16 protein-coding genes are annotated in these 15404 nt (G+C 64.1%); 9 read left to right on the forward strand and 7 right to left on the reverse strand.

Annotation, left to right across the window (positions count from 1 at the left end; all coding sequences use genetic code 11):
* Window positions 1-508 precede the first annotated feature (508 nt).
* The 6 genes from ACWRN3_RS14455 (at window position 509) to ACWRN3_RS14480 (ending at window position 6266) form a co-directional block, all read left to right on the forward strand.
* Entirely contained in the window at window positions 509-724 is a 216-nt protein-coding gene (locus ACWRN3_RS14455; protein ID WP_476741067.1) for a helix-turn-helix domain-containing protein, read from the forward strand.
* Window positions 725-1448: 724 nt separating this feature from the next.
* Window positions 1449-1817, forward strand: a complete 369-nt coding sequence (locus tag ACWRN3_RS14460) for an NAD-dependent epimerase/dehydratase family protein (RefSeq protein WP_476741125.1) — start codon at window positions 1449-1451, stop codon at window positions 1815-1817.
* Between the two features lie 301 nt (window positions 1818-2118).
* Window positions 2119-3456 (forward strand): glycosyltransferase family 2 protein, encoded by a 1338-nt coding sequence (locus tag ACWRN3_RS14465; RefSeq protein WP_476741068.1) that lies wholly within the window; start codon window positions 2119-2121, stop codon window positions 3454-3456.
* Window positions 3453-4103: a calcium-binding protein gene (locus tag ACWRN3_RS14470; protein ID WP_476741069.1), complete on the forward strand. Its 651-nt coding sequence runs from the start codon at window positions 3453-3455 to the stop codon at window positions 4101-4103. Before ACWRN3_RS14465 ends, ACWRN3_RS14470 begins: the two co-directional genes overlap by 4 nt.
* Before the next feature lie 83 nt (window positions 4104-4186).
* Complete coding sequence (gene wecB / locus ACWRN3_RS14475; protein ID WP_476741070.1) at window positions 4187-5341, forward strand: non-hydrolyzing UDP-N-acetylglucosamine 2-epimerase; 1155 nt, start codon at window positions 4187-4189, stop codon at window positions 5339-5341.
* A gap of 64 nt (window positions 5342-5405) precedes the next feature.
* The gene (locus ACWRN3_RS14480) at window positions 5406-6266 is read left to right on the forward strand and encodes a hypothetical protein (protein WP_476741071.1); all 861 of its coding nucleotides are present in this window, start codon (window positions 5406-5408) and stop codon (window positions 6264-6266) included.
* A 127-nt stretch (window positions 6267-6393) separates the two neighbouring features.
* Here the strand turns inward: ACWRN3_RS14480 and ACWRN3_RS14485 are convergent, their stop codons facing one another.
* The 4 genes from ACWRN3_RS14485 to ACWRN3_RS14500 form a co-directional block, all read right to left on the reverse strand.
* Complete coding sequence (locus tag ACWRN3_RS14485; protein WP_476741072.1) at window positions 6394-6591, reverse strand: hypothetical protein; 198 nt, start codon at window positions 6589-6591, stop codon at window positions 6394-6396.
* A 283-nt stretch (window positions 6592-6874) separates the two neighbouring features.
* Window positions 6875-8149: an RNA polymerase sigma factor gene (locus tag ACWRN3_RS14490; protein ID WP_476741073.1), complete on the reverse strand. Its 1275-nt coding sequence runs from the start codon at window positions 8147-8149 to the stop codon at window positions 6875-6877.
* Entirely contained in the window at window positions 8125-8460 is a 336-nt protein-coding gene (locus ACWRN3_RS14495; protein ID WP_476741074.1) for a YciI family protein, read from the reverse strand. The genes ACWRN3_RS14490 and ACWRN3_RS14495 overlap by 25 nt, the downstream gene beginning before the upstream one ends.
* A gap of 138 nt (window positions 8461-8598) precedes the next feature.
* Window positions 8599-9513, reverse strand: a complete 915-nt coding sequence (locus ACWRN3_RS14500; protein ID WP_476741075.1) for a hypothetical protein — start codon at window positions 9511-9513, stop codon at window positions 8599-8601.
* A gap of 587 nt (window positions 9514-10100) precedes the next feature.
* On the opposite strand from ACWRN3_RS14500, the gene ACWRN3_RS14505 reads away from it, so the two are divergent.
* Entirely contained in the window at window positions 10101-10280 is a 180-nt protein-coding gene (locus ACWRN3_RS14505; protein WP_476741076.1) for a hypothetical protein, read from the forward strand.
* A 162-nt stretch (window positions 10281-10442) separates the two neighbouring features.
* Window positions 10443-11894, forward strand: a complete 1452-nt coding sequence (locus ACWRN3_RS14510; protein WP_476741077.1) for an FAD-dependent monooxygenase — start codon at window positions 10443-10445, stop codon at window positions 11892-11894.
* Between the two features lie 329 nt (window positions 11895-12223).
* On the opposite strand, the gene ACWRN3_RS14515 is transcribed toward ACWRN3_RS14510, so the two are convergent.
* On the reverse strand, window positions 12224-12961 hold the full coding sequence (locus tag ACWRN3_RS14515) for an ANTAR domain-containing protein (protein ID WP_476741078.1): 738 nt from the start codon (window positions 12959-12961) through the stop codon (window positions 12224-12226).
* A 143-nt stretch (window positions 12962-13104) separates the two neighbouring features.
* Here ACWRN3_RS14515 and ACWRN3_RS14520 point away from each other — a divergent pair, with 143 nt between their 5' ends.
* Complete coding sequence (locus ACWRN3_RS14520; RefSeq protein WP_476741079.1) at window positions 13105-14283, forward strand: acyltransferase family protein; 1179 nt, start codon at window positions 13105-13107, stop codon at window positions 14281-14283.
* 32 nt (window positions 14284-14315) lie between these two features.
* Here the strand turns inward: ACWRN3_RS14520 and ACWRN3_RS14525 are convergent, their stop codons facing one another.
* Together ACWRN3_RS14525 and ACWRN3_RS14530 are read right to left on the reverse strand one after the other, a co-directional pair.
* Window positions 14316-15062, reverse strand: coding sequence for a cation efflux transmembrane domain-containing protein (locus ACWRN3_RS14525; RefSeq protein ID WP_476741080.1), 747 nt, complete (start codon window positions 15060-15062; stop codon window positions 14316-14318).
* Entirely contained in the window at window positions 15059-15385 is a 327-nt protein-coding gene (locus tag ACWRN3_RS14530) for an ArsR/SmtB family transcription factor (protein ID WP_476741081.1), read from the reverse strand. The genes ACWRN3_RS14525 and ACWRN3_RS14530 overlap by 4 nt, the downstream gene beginning before the upstream one ends.
* Window positions 15386-15404: the final 19 nt, after the last annotated feature.

Raw genomic sequence — 15404 nt, forward strand, 5'->3', positions numbered from 1 at the left:
CATCACCGCTGACCGATACCAGAAGACAAATGACCACTACGTTGAAGGCCCCTCCTAGGAGGGGCCTTCCCTTTGCGCGCAGGCGGCTACAGCTCAAGACCCCGGGCCTCAGCATCTTCTTGTCCAGACGATCCCGCCAGGGCCATGCCGTAAGACTCCGGGCTGACGCGGCGGTCAGAAGCGGACGGAGAGGACGGTGTGCCATGTGCCGGCCTCTGTAGTTGGTGGCGGGGATGTAGACCGCGTGGCGGTTGGAAGTGCTCACAGAGTCAGCCGCGCTTAGTTTAAGCGGAATTGGCCCGGGAATGGGGAGCGACCAGAAATAGGGTGCCCCTAACATTTACCTATTCAGACATCGGGAATGCCGCAGGTGAATTAGGGGGAACACTACTGCGTTCTTAGTTGCAGAAGAGTCTTGCCATCAATGAGGAAGGCCTAGAATTCTTGCAAGGCCGCGCTGGGTTGGCCGTTCGTTGACCAGGGAACGCCGCCGTAGCGAGGAGGGCCAATGTCGGAGAAGAACCATACTACTTTTCTTACTGTTGCCGAAGTTGCTGCCGTTATGCGCTTGTCCCGAGCTACGGTCTATCGTCTAATGAGGGATCACGAAATTATGGCCGTCAGATTTGGCCGGTCGTACCGCATACCGGAGGCTGCCGTTGCGGAGTACATCGCTCGTGCGGGTCTTGATCTCGGCGCACTTGAAGCTTTAGAACTTTTTTAGCTGCCAATGTTGACATGACAACGAGGAATATCCTGAATAACTCCTGAACCAGGATCATCCTGCGATTGAGTCAGGCGAAATGTTGACGCCGGGTGCCGTCTCCGTATGCGGCATAACCCGGTGCCTCCCCTGCGCAAGATGACTGATCCCCGTAACTGGTGACCGAGTTTGGTCTTAAGGGTCCGCCTATCGATCCAAGACGCAGTGGAGCCAGAATTGCTCCGCATCAACGCCTACCGCGGGGCTCGAGGAACATGTTCCAGACTATTGTGCCGTGCTCTCGCTGCCATCTGCTTCGTGGCGGAAAACCTGAACCGCTTAGTTGCGCGTACCGTCGGAGAACCAGCACCGGCTGGTAGAAAGTTTTTTCTCCGGCTGATGCTTCGCAAAAGTTCGGCACATTTCTATTAAGTTTTGGGCTGCCGATGACGGTCGTGGGCTCTGATTTGTTCGTCACCATCGTCATCCGTTTCACCAGTAACATGGCGCTCTGATGCCAAGCGAAAACCAAGTGGTCGTATAACGACAAGGTTACAAAAGTGAGTACCCGGTCCAGGCCAAGCGTACGGGTACTCAGTACCGCGGCGGGGTGAGTGCGGCTACCTTTGTCCCTACCCGGTGATCGGGTTGCAGGCAGGGGCCAGCAGCGACCCCGCGTTCCTTGATGAAATCGAAACCGCCTGCAAGGAAGACGACCAAAACTCCCAACCTATTAGGGGGAAATATGCGTGTCCTAGTGGCGGGCGGAGCTGGGTTTCTCGGCCCGCATTTGTGCAAACGGTTGCTGAAGCGCAGCGACACTGTGGTCTCTTTGAGTGGTCTTTCCACCGGGCGGCAAAGCAACCTGGCGACGTTCGATCCGAAATTAGGGTTCTTGTACGAGGACCGCAGCGCGGACAAACAGGTGAAAGTAAGAACCGATGCAATAGCACACCTGCCGAGCTCCGCTTCCACGCCCGGTTGCATGCTACCGCTGGAAACGCAAGCTGTAATCAATCACCCTCAGTGTGAGCAGTATTGGGGCAATGGCGGGTTTGTCGCCCCAAGAAGTTCGGATGGATGGGCCCACCGGTCCACGTGGGGGACGGATTGACTTCACATGCCGTACTCTGTCACGCCCGTGGGCTTGCCCGCGCCGGCGGAGGCCGCACAGTCGGCGCTCCATCTGGTGGGACGATTCCTGCTCAGGATCTCGATGACGATGTTCCTCGCCTACCTGCTATTCATACTTGGCGCCATCGTGGTGTCAGGCCTTCTGCGCACGGCTCGCTTCGTTCACACGCGACTCGCGCACGACGTATCAGCCGCATCGGCAGTCCGCAGTCTGCGGCACCGTTTTGGAACGTCGACTCGCGGACGACCGGGATGGAGAACGGGTGTAGGGAACGAAGACCATGATGATTCTGTATGGCCAGCGCATCGACGTCGTCCTGATCCTGGCCGTGGGCTTGGTGCTCCTGGCGGTTCTGTACGGCATGCTGATGCTCGTGTTGTCCCGCTTCGAACCGGCGTACGCGCGAGGTCGAGCGATGACTTTCCCCGCGACCGCGGACGAGAGAGCCGTCATCTTCGTGGTGCCCTGCCTCAACGAGGAACGGGTCATCGCGGCAAGCCTTGATCGGCTCGCGGAGATGGAGTACCCGCGGATGCAGATCTTGGTGATCGACGACGGCTCGGACGACGGCACAGCGGCCATTGTGCGAGCGCACCCCGATCCCCGGGTCAGTCTGCTGCAACGACGACTGCCGACCGCCCGTCAGGGCAAGGGTGAAGCGCTGAACGCCGCGATTCGACACATCCGCTCCGGTGCGCTTGGCGCCTGCACCGACCCCTCGCACGTCGTCGTCTGCGTCGTGGACGCCGACGGGAGGATGGAGCCGCAGGCCCTGGACGAGGTAATGCCGCTCTTCGCGGATCCTCGGCTGGGCGCCGTACAGATCGGAGTCCGGATTAATAACCGCCACCAGAACCTGCTGGCACGAATGCAGGACATCGAGTTCGTGCTTTACACCGAAGTCTTCCAACGCGGTCGCCGGCACCTGGGGAGCGTGGGGCTGGGTGGCAACGGGCAGTTCGTGCGGCTCTCAGCCCTCAACAGCCTAGGCAACGAGCCCTGGTCCAGGAGCCTCTCCGAGGACCTCGACCTCGGCGTGCGGCTGCTGATCCGCGGGTGGAATATGGAATTCTGCTCCACCTCGGCTGTGCACCAGCAGGGTCTCGTGGACGTCCGGCGCTGGGTGAAACAACGGACCAGGTGGTTCCAGGGGCACCTGCAGTCCTGGACGCTGGTCCCTTGGGTGCTGCGGGATTTGACGGGCGCGCGCCGTATCGACCTGCTCTATCACCTGACCAGCCCTTGCCTCCTCCTGCTCGCCTCCTTCCTCAGCGCCGCCTTCGTGCTGTGGATCGTCAGTATCGGTATCGGCGTCTTCACCGGGTCCCTGGACTTCTCGTGGTGGTGGGTCTCGGCTTACGCCGGGGCCTTCGGACCCGCCCTGATGTTCGGAGCCGTCTACTGGCGTCACGAACGCGATCATGGCTTCGGTCCATTGGCCGCCGTCGTAGTCCTGCACGTCTACGTCGGCTACGCCGTTCTCTGGTACGTCGCCGGCTGGAAAGGTGCTTTCCGCTCGCTTGCGGGCCACAACTCCTGGGCAAAGACTGACCGGACCACAGACGACCAGGACTCTAGCCCCCAGGAGATGGACCAACCGCTGGCGGCACCGGCATGAAGAAAGCACTATTCCTGGGGTCAGCCATCCTCCTCGTAGGTTCCATCGCTCTCACAGTCGTCCTGAGCCAGCGCCACACAGGCCCGTGGTCGGATGGTGAGGTCCATGGACGGTGGACCGTGATGTACACCGGGTACGGCGACGCCTCGGGAAACGACGAGGAAGTGGTGCTCGAGCCCAAGCCGGCCGTCTCTGCGGACATCACCCACGCCGCGCTCGTGCACACTACACGCTCTTACACTGATCCTGACTTCGCGGTGACGGTGCACACCGAGGCCCAGGTGCGGGACGGTCCGCCGAACGGCTGGGAAGTGGGCTGGGTACTGTGGAATCTTCGCGACGACGAGCACTTCTACGCTGTGGCACTAAGGCCCAACGGGTGGGAGATCTCCAAACAGGACCCCGCCTATCGCGGCAATCAGCGGTTCATCGCCTCTGGTGTGGAACCGCAATTCCCTATCGGCCAGGACTACCGGGTGCGCGTGAAGCAGGACTGGCCCCGCATGACGGTGAGCGTCGACGGACGTGAGCTCGCAACCATCACCGACGACGAAAGACCGTACCGCGGCGGAACCATCGGCCTGTACACCGAGGACGCGAGAGTCCGCTTCACCCACCTGGATATCCTTCACGCCGCCTCCGACTGACCAGGCTTCGGCCTTAACCGGACACCCATAGCATCAGGAGCAATCCCATGTCTCACTCATTTCCCAGGACGCCCATCTCCATCATGGCGATCTACGGCACACGACCAGAGGCCATCAAAATGGCACCGCTCGTGATCGCACTGCGCGGCGATCCGCGCTTCGAAGTCCGCGTGGTCGTCACGGGCCAGCACCGTGAGATGCTGGATCAGGTCAATGGCTCCTTCGGAATCATCCCGGACCGCGACCTGAACATCCATGCCGCCGGTCAGACGCTGACCGAGATCACGACGCGGACGCTGCACGGGTTGGCTCAGGTATTCGACGACGACCGACCGGATGCGGTTCTGGTGCAGGGCGACACGACGACCACCTTCGCCGCGTCCCTGGCGGCCTTCTACGCCGGCGTTACGGTGGTGCACACGGAAGCGGGACTGCGAACGGGCAACAAATACTCGCCCTACCCAGAGGAGATCAACCGTCGCCTCACCGGCCAGATGGCGTCCCTCCATCTGGCCCCGACATGGGCCGCGCGAAACAATCTGCTGCACGAGAACCTACCTTCCGACTCGATCGTGGTGACGGGCAACTCGGTCATCGACGCCCTGTTTATCACTGTCGCCTCCCGGCCGAGGATCGAGGACCCCGCACTGCGCGCGCGGCTGGCCATGGGGCGTCCGGTGGTGCTTGTGACGGCACACCGCCGTGAATCGTGGGGAGAACCGCTGCGTCAGGTTGGCCGGGCGGTCGCCCGGCTGGCTGAAGCCCAGCCCGGTCACGACTTCGTCTTCCCGGCGCACCGCAATCCCCTGGTGCGCGAGGCAATCCTGCCTTCAGTGCAGCATTGCGCAAACGTCCTGGTTACGGAACCCCTGCCCTATGCACAGTTTTGCGCACTGCTGGAGCGCTCCTCCATCATTCTCACCGACAGCGGCGGAGTGCAGGAGGAGGGGCCCTCGCTGGGCAAGCCGGTGTTGGTCATGCGGGAGACGACCGAACGGCCGGAGGCCGTGGCCGTGGGCGCCGTGCAACTGGTCGGCACGGACGAGAAGAGGATCGTGGACGCGGTGTCCATCCTCATCAAGGACGAACGGATTTACCGACGCATGGCGAGAGCGGTCAATCCTTACGGCGACGGTCACGCCGCCGAGCGGACCGTCGGAGCCCTGGCGCGCCACTATGGACACGACGACACCGTGCAGGAGTTCCAGGACTGGGCAGCAGTCGTCCCAGTCGCCTGAAAGTCACCGCACGCGGAATTCCCTCCGGCCAACGAAGCCGTCACCCAAACGTCGAGGAGAATCCATGGAGAAGCAATACCAGTTGTCCAGAAGAGGGCGCATGGCGTGGTTAGTCGCCCTGGTGTCCCTGCCCCTGGTCGCCGCGGGCGCTGTCTTCGGCCTCACCGACGACAGCCTCGATGAAGGAGAGAACTCCCCACTTGCCCAGCGTTACACCACGGTAACGAATTCCGATGCTGACGCGTCGCGCCTCGGCCGACCGGACGGGAAGCGCACGCTCGTGCTCTACGACGGCCCCGGTACCGCCTCGAAGGACGGCGAGGTGTACAGCATTGCCGCTGGGAATGTAGCCAAGCACTTCGGCGCGGGCAAGGTCGCCGTCGTGGGCGACTACACCGCCGACATGATGAAGGACTTCGACGCCGTCGTATACGTCGGGAAGGACTCCGCGGCCACGCCCCCAAAGGCCTTCCTCGCCGACGTCCTGAAGGGCAGCGTGCCCGTGCTCTGGGTGGAGAAGAACATCGATGACCTCGTCGGATACGCGCCGGACTCGATCGCGCTGTTCGTGTCCCGGTACGGCTGGGATCCCACCGCCCCTCTGAAGGTGAGCGACGACCAAGCAAAATACGTGTCGTACAAGGGCCGTTCCCTTGGCCGTAGCACGCTTGACTCTGACGCCGTCTATAGCCCCCGCATTGTGGAGCCTGGAAAGGCCTTGACCCTTGCGACCATCGTGTGCGGTGACCCTGAAAGCCCCCATGCTTGTGAGGTCGAGGGCGAACCAACGATGACTGGACTGGCCTGGGCCGTAAGATCAGGCAACCTCACCTATTTGACTGAGATGCCTGTCAATGACATCGATAACAACGACCTCTACCAGATCTTCTCAGATCTGTACGACGATCTCCTCCGAGCCAGATAACCACAGGAAGTTCGCCGACTACCTGCACGATGCCGGATACCTTTCAAGGTGGCCGTCCCGCTTCGTGGCCCCCACCCCGACAAATCCCGCTGGACGGACTGAGCCTGCCAGCCGCCGGTCCCGAAGTTCAGGGTCCATCCAATGCCGAACCTGAGCGGAGCCGGCAGTGCCCGGTCGCCGCGGTGCATAGAGACCAGGCCGGCGCGCGCCAGAACCGGTCGTCGTCACGGTGCAGGCCCTGGAAGTCAAGGTGCAGGCCCTGGAACCAGCCGCCGGCAAGTTTCGCCCCCCCTGAGTCCATGATGGGCCAGAAAGAAGCCGCCATACCGCATTCTGGCCGAGGGTGTGGCCCGCGGATCCCCGCCCATGAGGTGCTCAAAGACTGCCCGCCACTGCCCGATCCGTATGGCGCCACAGAGCAGGAGGGCACACCATCATTGTTTTCGTGATTTTGGACCTGGTGTTGCTGGATCTCGTTCTGCTGGGGCCGCTCTCCGTGCTGGTGGGCACCGTGGGCGATCGCCGCCACGGTGTGGCCCCCGGGATTGGCCGGTAGAGGGGGACGTCAGCAGCCAGGTCCATGTTGAGGATGCGCATTACAGGTGAGGCTAATACATCCATCTTTTTATCCGCGTCTGCAGGAACCGCCGTTCCGCTTCGTTTTCGGTGAGGATCAGTGCCTCTTCAAACGCCATCCGGGCCTCCTTCACGCGGCCAAGCCTCCACAGGAAGTCGCCCCCGGCGGCGGCAAGGTAGGGGTAGCGCGCCAACTGTGGTTCGGCTCCCAGCGCATCCAGTTCCGCCAGGCCGGCAGCCGGACCTGCAGCAAAACCAAGGGCGATGGCCCGGTTGAGCTGCACCACAGGAGAGGGCCACCTTTTCACAAGCAGGTCATAGAGGCCCAGGATCTCGTGCCAGTCGGTGTCCGCCCAGGACCTACTCTCGTCATGCACGGCTGCGATGGCTGCCATGAGGGCGAAACGGCCGGGTGGTCGCGCAGCCAATGACACCCCCAGCAGCGACAAACCCTTCTCGATTGCTTCCCGGTCCCACTTTGACCGGTCCTGGTTTTCGAGCAAGACAATTTCCTGTCCGTCGACCCGGGCGCTGGTACGTGCCTCGGTGAGCAGGAGCAGGGCCAACAGCCCGGCGACGTCGGCATTGTCGGGAAGCAGCACGCGCAGCATTACGGCCAACTCCAACCCCCGTTCGGCGAGATCCCGGCGCATCAAGTCGGCGCCCGAGGGAGCAGTGTGCCCCGTGGTGTACACCAGGTACACCACCGCCAGCACCCCATCAACTCTCTCGTTCAGCTCCGACGCCCCCGGCACACGGTAGGGGATGTGCGCGGCTGCGATCTTCTTTTTCGCCCTGGTGATCCGTGCCGCCATCGTGGCCTCCGGGACCAGGAACGCCCGCGCCACCTCGGCGGTGGAGAGCCCGCACAGGAGCCTCAGCGTCAGGGCCACCTGCGCCTCGAACGCCAGTGCAGGATGGCAGCAGGTGAAGATCAGTCGGAGGCGGTCATCCGCGATGTCGGACGCTTCCAAGCCCGGGAGACCGCCGTCGTTATCCTCCGGGCTCAGCAACTTGGGCAGCGCCCGTTGCGCAGTTGCCGCGCGGCGGCGCATATCCAGCGCCCGACGCCGTGCCGCCACCGTCAGCCACGCCCCCGGCTTCCGGGGAATCCCCTTGTTACCCCAGCTGACCAATGCACTGGCATACGCCTCCTGGACGGCCTCCTCGGCGGTGTCGATGTCGCCGGCCACCCGGACCGTGGCCGCCAAGACGAACGCCCACTCGCGGCGGTGGGCATCCGCCACCGCCCCGGCGACCTCCGCGTTGGCGGCCCCCGGCATCAGCTGGCCACCCGCACCGGCCACACTTCTACTCCGGCGCCGGCTGGAACATCCTTGGCGATCTCCAAGGCCTCATCGAGGTCCCCGGCCTCGATCATGTAGTAACCGCCCAAGGTTTCCTTTGACTCAATGAACGGGCCGTCCGTGACCGCAAATCCACCGGACCCATCGCGTCGGATCGAGGTCGCTGTGGAGGACGGATGCAGGGCGGCTCCAGCGAGCAGGGATGAGCCGCGCCGCTGCTGGAACTCTTGGTAACTGGCGCTGATGGACTCCCCTTCGGCCTGCCTGGCCAGGGCCTCGTCCTGGTAAATCAGGATCAGGTACTTGGACATGTCATGCTCCCTTCGTTGTCAGGCCCCCTCCATAGGGCCCTACCCATACGACGCACACCGGCTATACAAATCGACAACTATGTGGACTTTCGATGCGCCTTGCCGTGGTTGTTCTCCGTCGCCGGAGGTCGGTTTCCATCATGTCAGGGGCCACGGCGGTGCGGGCACCTGGTACTTGCTGATGGCTGCCTTCGCCTGCTGATAGCGGGCATCGCTTGACATGAGCATGTCCTGCTCCATGAAGCTGAACCCAAACAGCCCGTTCACCTTCAGCTCTGCCATTTTGGCGTCATTGAAGAACCCGGCCATGTCGGCGTCGTAAACGGCCAGGGAGTTGTTGTCGGGTTTGTAGTGTGCCAAAAGGGAAAAGCCGTTTCCGTAGCCGTGCAGGGCTTTCACCATCCAGGTGGACTGCTCCACGTTCCCGCTATTGCCCATTGCCTGGAACGACTGGAAGTCGGATTCGTCCATGACGTCCTTGAAAAACGGAAGCATGGACCTGCCGCCTCCTCGGGAAGGGTCATCGAAGGTTGCAGCCCAGCCGCCCCACGTCAGGGCGACCTTCGAATTCGGCGCGAACTTATGGAAGGTGTCTTTGGCCTCGCGATAGGCATCCTTAAGGGCTCTGTAATAGTTCTGGCCCGTGTCCCAGTAATTCCCGTCCTCCCGGCAGGGGTAGGTCTGAAACTCAGTGAACATGGAAACGTACAGCGGCGGCCCGTTTGCTGCGCCCCCAGTGTTCTTTGCCAACCGCACCATGTCGGTCTGGAACTCACGGGATAAGGGGTAGCTGGCCCCGCAGACCGCCCCGTACTTTGTCTGCACAATACCCGCATCCGGCCACCCCTTCGGACCCGAAGTGTCGGTTGTGTAGCCATCCCAGATGACCAGGTGCATCGCTTTCCCGGCCGCATAGATCTGTGGTGTGACGGACGTGCGGAATTTGTCGAAAAACGCCATGTCTGACCGGTAGTTATACCAACTGGTAATCATGTCGACAGGCACTTCCTTGACGATCGGTTTATCGAGGGCGCCATAGGCCTGTGATCCCACACCGAAAAGAAAGCCGCCGTGGATCTGTTTCGACTGTCTGCCCGGGGCCGCAGCGGATGATGAGGGAGGCGCCGGTGGCGGCGACGCAATACACCCTGACAGGAGAAGGCACGCCGCGAGCAAACCGGCGACCAACCGCCCCCGAAGTGCAGTAGGCCAGCCGTGAAGGTCACGCACGGACGGAATATCGCGGAGGTATTTCCGCTGCCGTTTTCGGTCCAAAATGATCCATCCTCCGGGTGGCCCAGGCAGGAGCCTTGATGAGAAAGCCCGGGCGCAGACCCCAGCAGCCGCTCAAGGGCCGTACACATGACGACAACTAGTACCGGATCGATCAGGCTCAGGACCGCACTTTCCGACAATGTCGATATTGCCCCGTGGAATGGTCCTGCCGCCACAAGGATGACCCTAAAAATCCCGATGGTGGGGAAATTAGGGGATTTGCGCGTTCAGCTCTGTGACAGGCCGCGGACGCCCATGCCGTAACCTTATGGGGTAATTCCTGTTGCTCGGGCCGACATCTGGGAGGGCCTGCCCGGCGTCCTTTCAGGAACATGCCTCCCTCGGTCTCATAAAGGGAAAGAACCTTGACAACTACAGCCTTGCAGGCTCCCAAGCTTGGTCCGCTCGAAAACCTGGGCTGGACTTCCCTGTCCATCACTGCCGCTGCAGTGCTGCTTCCGGCGATCGGCGTCAAGGCCTTATACCGGGCAGTCTTTCCCAAGGCTGCTGCCGATGTCGACGAGCGCCATTACCTGATCCAGTAGCAGTAACCGCCGACGCCTCCGGGTACTTCCTGCCGGCTGACCCCTGCCGCACGCCCTGCAGCCGCTTCCATTTCAAGGTACCTCGCCACCGGGGCCTTGCCGCAAGACCCCGGTGCTGCAGCATACTGGCGGTCGGGCACACGAGGGGATGGCGGGGACGAGATGCACGATGTGGTGATTGTCGGGTGCGGGCCCACGGGCTTGATGCTGGCGGGGGAGCTGCGGTTGGCGGGAGTGGACGCAGTTGTCCTGGACCGGCGCCCGTGCCAGGAGCTGGCCGGCTCGCGCGGGGGCGGAATTCATTCGCGCACCATCGAACTGCTGGATCAGCGCGGCATCGCGGACCGGTTCCTCGCCGCGGGCAAGCCTGTCCAGACGGCCTCCTTCGGCAGCACACAGCTGGACCTGGGCGGAATGCCCACGCGCCACCCGTACACGCTGGCGCTGTTCCAGAACCACATCGAGCGGCTCCTGCTGGAGTGGGTGGGGGAGTTGGGCGTGGAGATCCGGCGCGGCGTTGAGGTCACCGGAGTTTCAGCGGACGACGACGGCGTCGAGGTCCAGCTTGGCGCCGGCGGACCTGTGCGTGCCCGCTATGTGGTGGGTGCCGACGGTGGGCGCAGCATGGTGCGGCGGGCGGCGGGTATTCCGATGGTGGGTCCGGACGCGACGCGGAGCAGCTTGATCGCGGAGGTGAAGGTGGCGGGGGAGCCCGTCCAGCAGGGGAAGGTGGACGGGCGCGGCATCCATGGGCTGTACCCGATGGGTGGGGGCCTGGTCCGGGTGGTGGTGACCGAAGCCTCCCTTGGCCCGGCCACCGAGCCCACCCTGGCGGAGCTGCGCCAGGCTCTGACCGACGCGTTCGGCACCGACTTCGGGGTCCACAGCCCCACATGGCTGTCGCGCTTCACGGACGCCACCCGGCAGGCGGAGTCCTACCGCAAGGGCCGGGTGCTGCTGGCCGGTGATGCGGCCCATGTCCATTCACCCACGGGCGGACTCGGCATCGGCCTGGGGCTGCAGGACGCCGTCAACCTGGGCTGGAAGCTGGGGCAGGTGCTGCAGGGTATCTCCGGCGCCGAACTGCTGGACACCTACCACGCGGAGCGCCACCCGGCCGGGGAACGGGCGCTCAAGTACACCATGGCCCAGTCCCTCTTCCAGAAGACCGATCCGCGGCAGGAGGCCCTGCGCGACCTACTCGGCGAGGTGCTCCGCGTTGATGGTGCAGGGGCACCGATCGCGGCACTGATCACCGGGCTCGACGTCGCCTACGACGTGGGCACGGGCCACCCGCTGCTGGGCCGCCGGATGCCGGACCTGGACATCGCCACTGGCTCCGGGCCAACCAGCGTGTACGGGTTACTGCACCGGGCACGGCCGGCGCTGCTGGAATTCGGTGGCCCGGGGCTGGAGCCTGGCGCGTGGGCCGGGTACGTGCAGCACGTCCGGGCAACGTACGACGACGCATGGCAGCTTCCCGTGTTGGGCGCGGTTGCCGCACCAACGGCAGTCCTGGTCCGGCCCGACGGCTACGTAGCCTGGGTGGGCGAAGGCTCAGCGGACGGGCTCACCGAGGCCCTCGGCACGTGGTTCGGCAAGCCGGTCCGGTGAAGAGTTCATGAGCCGTCCGGGCGCCACAGATGCATTAATCGCGGGAAATTGACCAAAAACTGCGGGAACGCCCCCTATTGCCAGGCGGCACGCGTTTGTTAGGCTGATCCCCGGGTCAGGCAGGCGGCCCATCTGTTGCCGCTTGAGGAACCCTTTTCCAGTGCCACCCCGCCCTTTCGGCCGGGCGATTGGCCAACCGCTCCCAAGCATGCGACCGTCCGTGAAGCTGACGCGGATGTGGCCCAGGGTATCCAATTTTCGGGGGTGGGCCACATCCCGTCTTACACTCCGGGGACCAGCAGCGTCGCTGGCCCCGGGCCACGGACTCATCAGTCGTCGAAGTGCGCCTTCGCATCCTTCGGGCCGGAAAAGCGGTTCACCAGCCCCTCGGCAAGCTCATTCAGTTTTTGGTTCCTGCTGTTGGACGCGCTGCGGAGAAGCTCGAACGCGTCGTCCTTGTTGCACTTGTTTTGCGCCATGATGATCCCGCAGGCCAAGTCAATGACGGTTCTGGTGTCCATGGCGGCTTTCAGGTTTTCAGCGCGCTGCTCCGCTGACGCGATCCGCACGGCAAGCCGGAGCGCCTTTCCCGCCATGTCGCCGAACCTTGCCGCGTCGGCGACCACCCGCTCACTGAAGAGTCCGCTGACGGGAGCAAAGAAATCGAGGACCGCGCCGGCGTCGTTATCCAGTTTCACAGGTACGCCCAGCGAGCTGGCGACGTCCGCGGCGGAAAGTGCCGTGCGGTACTCCGGCCATCGCGGGTCCGAGGACACGTCATCCAGCAGGACGGGAACCCCGGTTTCGAGGGCCTCGATGCAGGGCCCGTCTCCCAGTGATTGTTCAATGCGGTCCAGCACCACGGCGCGCCCGCTGCTGCCACCGATAGTGGCTGTGCGCTTGCGGCGGTGCAGTGTTGCTGCACACTCAATAGGCTTTCCCGTGGTGCTGGTCATGGTGGCTGCCGCGTATCCGGTCAGGTCGTCGAGGACGGATTTGATGTCCTCCATCCCGGCGATGAGATCCACAAGCTCTTCGAGGTCTTCTGCCATGTCCTGGTCAACCATGCCTTCAATGTAGAAGCGGCGGCCAGCCTTCACAAGGGCGCTCCGGCCCCTCTCTTGCCAGCCGCAGCCCAGCTGCCATCCAGCGCAGTTATGGAAACGTTATATATGCTTGCTGAGTGGTTTTGAGGTCAAGCAGCGGAAATTTGTCAGCAACAGCACGCCCGGCGGCGCCCGGAACAGGGCTCCTCGCCGGGCGCAAGCATGCCCTGGACGGGCTCCGGATCGTCGCCGTCGCCGGCGTGTTTTTCTTCCACACGGCAACCGAGTCCATGCCGGGCGGCTCCATCGGGGTGGACGTGTTCTTCGCGCTCAGCGGCTTTGTGATCACGCTGCTGATCATGAAGGAACGGATCGCCACCGGCAGGCTGCACCTGGGCATCTTCTACGCCAAGCGCCTGGCCCGCCTCTGGCCGGCACTGCTGGCCCTCTGCGCCGTGATCGTGGCGGCAGGCGCCATGTTTCCCGACTCAGGCTGGGGCGGGCAGGCGGAGTTTGTCCTTCCCGCTGCCGGCTACGTGATGAACCTGGCGCACTTTGGCATGTTCGGTGATTCCATTGCCGGCGAAACCCTGGGCCCCACGTGGACGCTGGCCGTGGAGGAGCAGTTCTACCTGGTGTGGCCGCTGCTCTTGCTGGTGATGCTCCGGTTCTGGAAGGTCCGCACCACAGCCATCGCCACCGTGGCCCTGGCCGCAGCCTTCCTGCTGAACCGGTTCCTGCTGGTCAATGCGGGGCAGCCGCTGGACCGCATCTACAACGGCCCGGACACGCGGGCCGACGAACTGCTGATCGGCTGCGCGCTGGCCCTTCTGTTCACCGCGGTGCGGCAGGGTTCCCGGCTGCACAATGCCATGGCATCGGTGGCCCGCTGGGGTGCCCCGCTTGCCGGCCTGGCTCTGGTGGCCTCGCTGTTCCTACTCAAGGAGCCCGATACCCCCGGCGCCTGGTTCAACACGTTCTGGACCGTGGGCCCCACCGCGCTCGCGCTGATCTCGGCCGTATTGATCGGATCGCTGGTCCTGCAGCCTGCCGGTTTCCTGTCGCGCATCCTCAGCCACCCCTGGCTGGCGCGCCCGGGCCGTGACCTGTCCTACGCCATGTATCTCTGGCACCTGCCGGTCTACCTGCTGCTGATGCCCCTCATTCCGGCGCTTCCGCTCCGCATCGCCCTGACCGCGGCCTTCACCGTGCTGCTGGCGTACGCGTCCTTCCGTTTCGTTGAGCGGCCGCTCCGGCTCTGGGCGAACCGGAAGCTGGAGCCTGCCGTCGTGCCTTCCCCCGGCGAGCCTGCCAGGGCGCATGTGGCGGCCTCAGCAGGCTAGGCGCCCCTCGTCCTCTGTCCGCTGCCCAAAATTCAGTCCTTCCGGACGGTCGGCAGGCCCAGCGCCTGCGTGCCGGCTGAAGCGGACGCCGAACTGGACGTGGAGCAGCCTGGGCAGCAGTCCGTCTGTTCTTCGGCGGCTTCCCCCAGGGGCGGAACAGCGCAGCAGGAGTCCCCGCGCCAGGCGTTGATGCCTTCACGGACGGCAATGGCGGCGATGACCAGTGCTGCACCGGCGTCGGCCCACCACCAGCCCAGGGTGCTGTTCAGGACCAGGCCAACCAACAGCACGGCGGAGAGGTACGTGCACAGCAGCGTCTGCCTGGAGTCCGCCACGGCCGTCCTGGACCCTAGTTCCCGCCCGGCTCGGCGCTGCGCCCAGGACAGGGCCGGCATGATGACCAGGCTCAGCGCCGCAATAATGATGCCCGGCACCGAGTGCTGTGCCTCACCGGCGCCGGCCAGGGACCGGATGGAATCCACGGCTACGAAGGCGGCCAGCGCGAAGAAGGAGACGGCGATGATCCGCAGCGTCAGATGCTCGCGCCGCTCGGGGTCCTTGGCGGAGAACTGCCATGACAGCGCCAGGGCGGAGGCCACTTCGATCACGGAATCCAGGCCGAAGCCGATCAGCGCGGAGGAATCAGCCGTTCCTCCGGCCCACAGCGCCACGATGGCCTCGATGACGTTGTAGGTGATGGTGGCTGCTGCGAAGAGCCTGATCCGCCGGCCCAGTACCCGGCGGCGGTCCAAGCTGGGTGCATTGAGTGCTCCGGTCATGCCAGGCACTCCCCATCGGGGGCGCAGCAGGCAGGGTCCACCGCGAGGACAACGCTCAGCAGATCCTTGACGGCGTGCCCGATCCGCGCATCCGCCAGCTCATACCGGCTGCGGCGGCCGTCCGGCACGGCAACCACCAGGCCGCAGCCGCGCAGGCAGGCCAGGTGGTTGGACATGCTTTGGCGGGACACTCCGAGGGTGTCCGCCAGGTCCGACGGATAGGACGGCGCCTCCGCAAGTGCCAGCAGCACCCGGGCGCGGGTGGGGTCCGAGACCGCATAGCCGAAGCGGGCCAGTACGGGGGCATGGGTCAGCGTCTGCATGCTCCCAAAGTACAGCCGC

The organism is Pseudarthrobacter sp. rb (assembly GCF_056389225.1).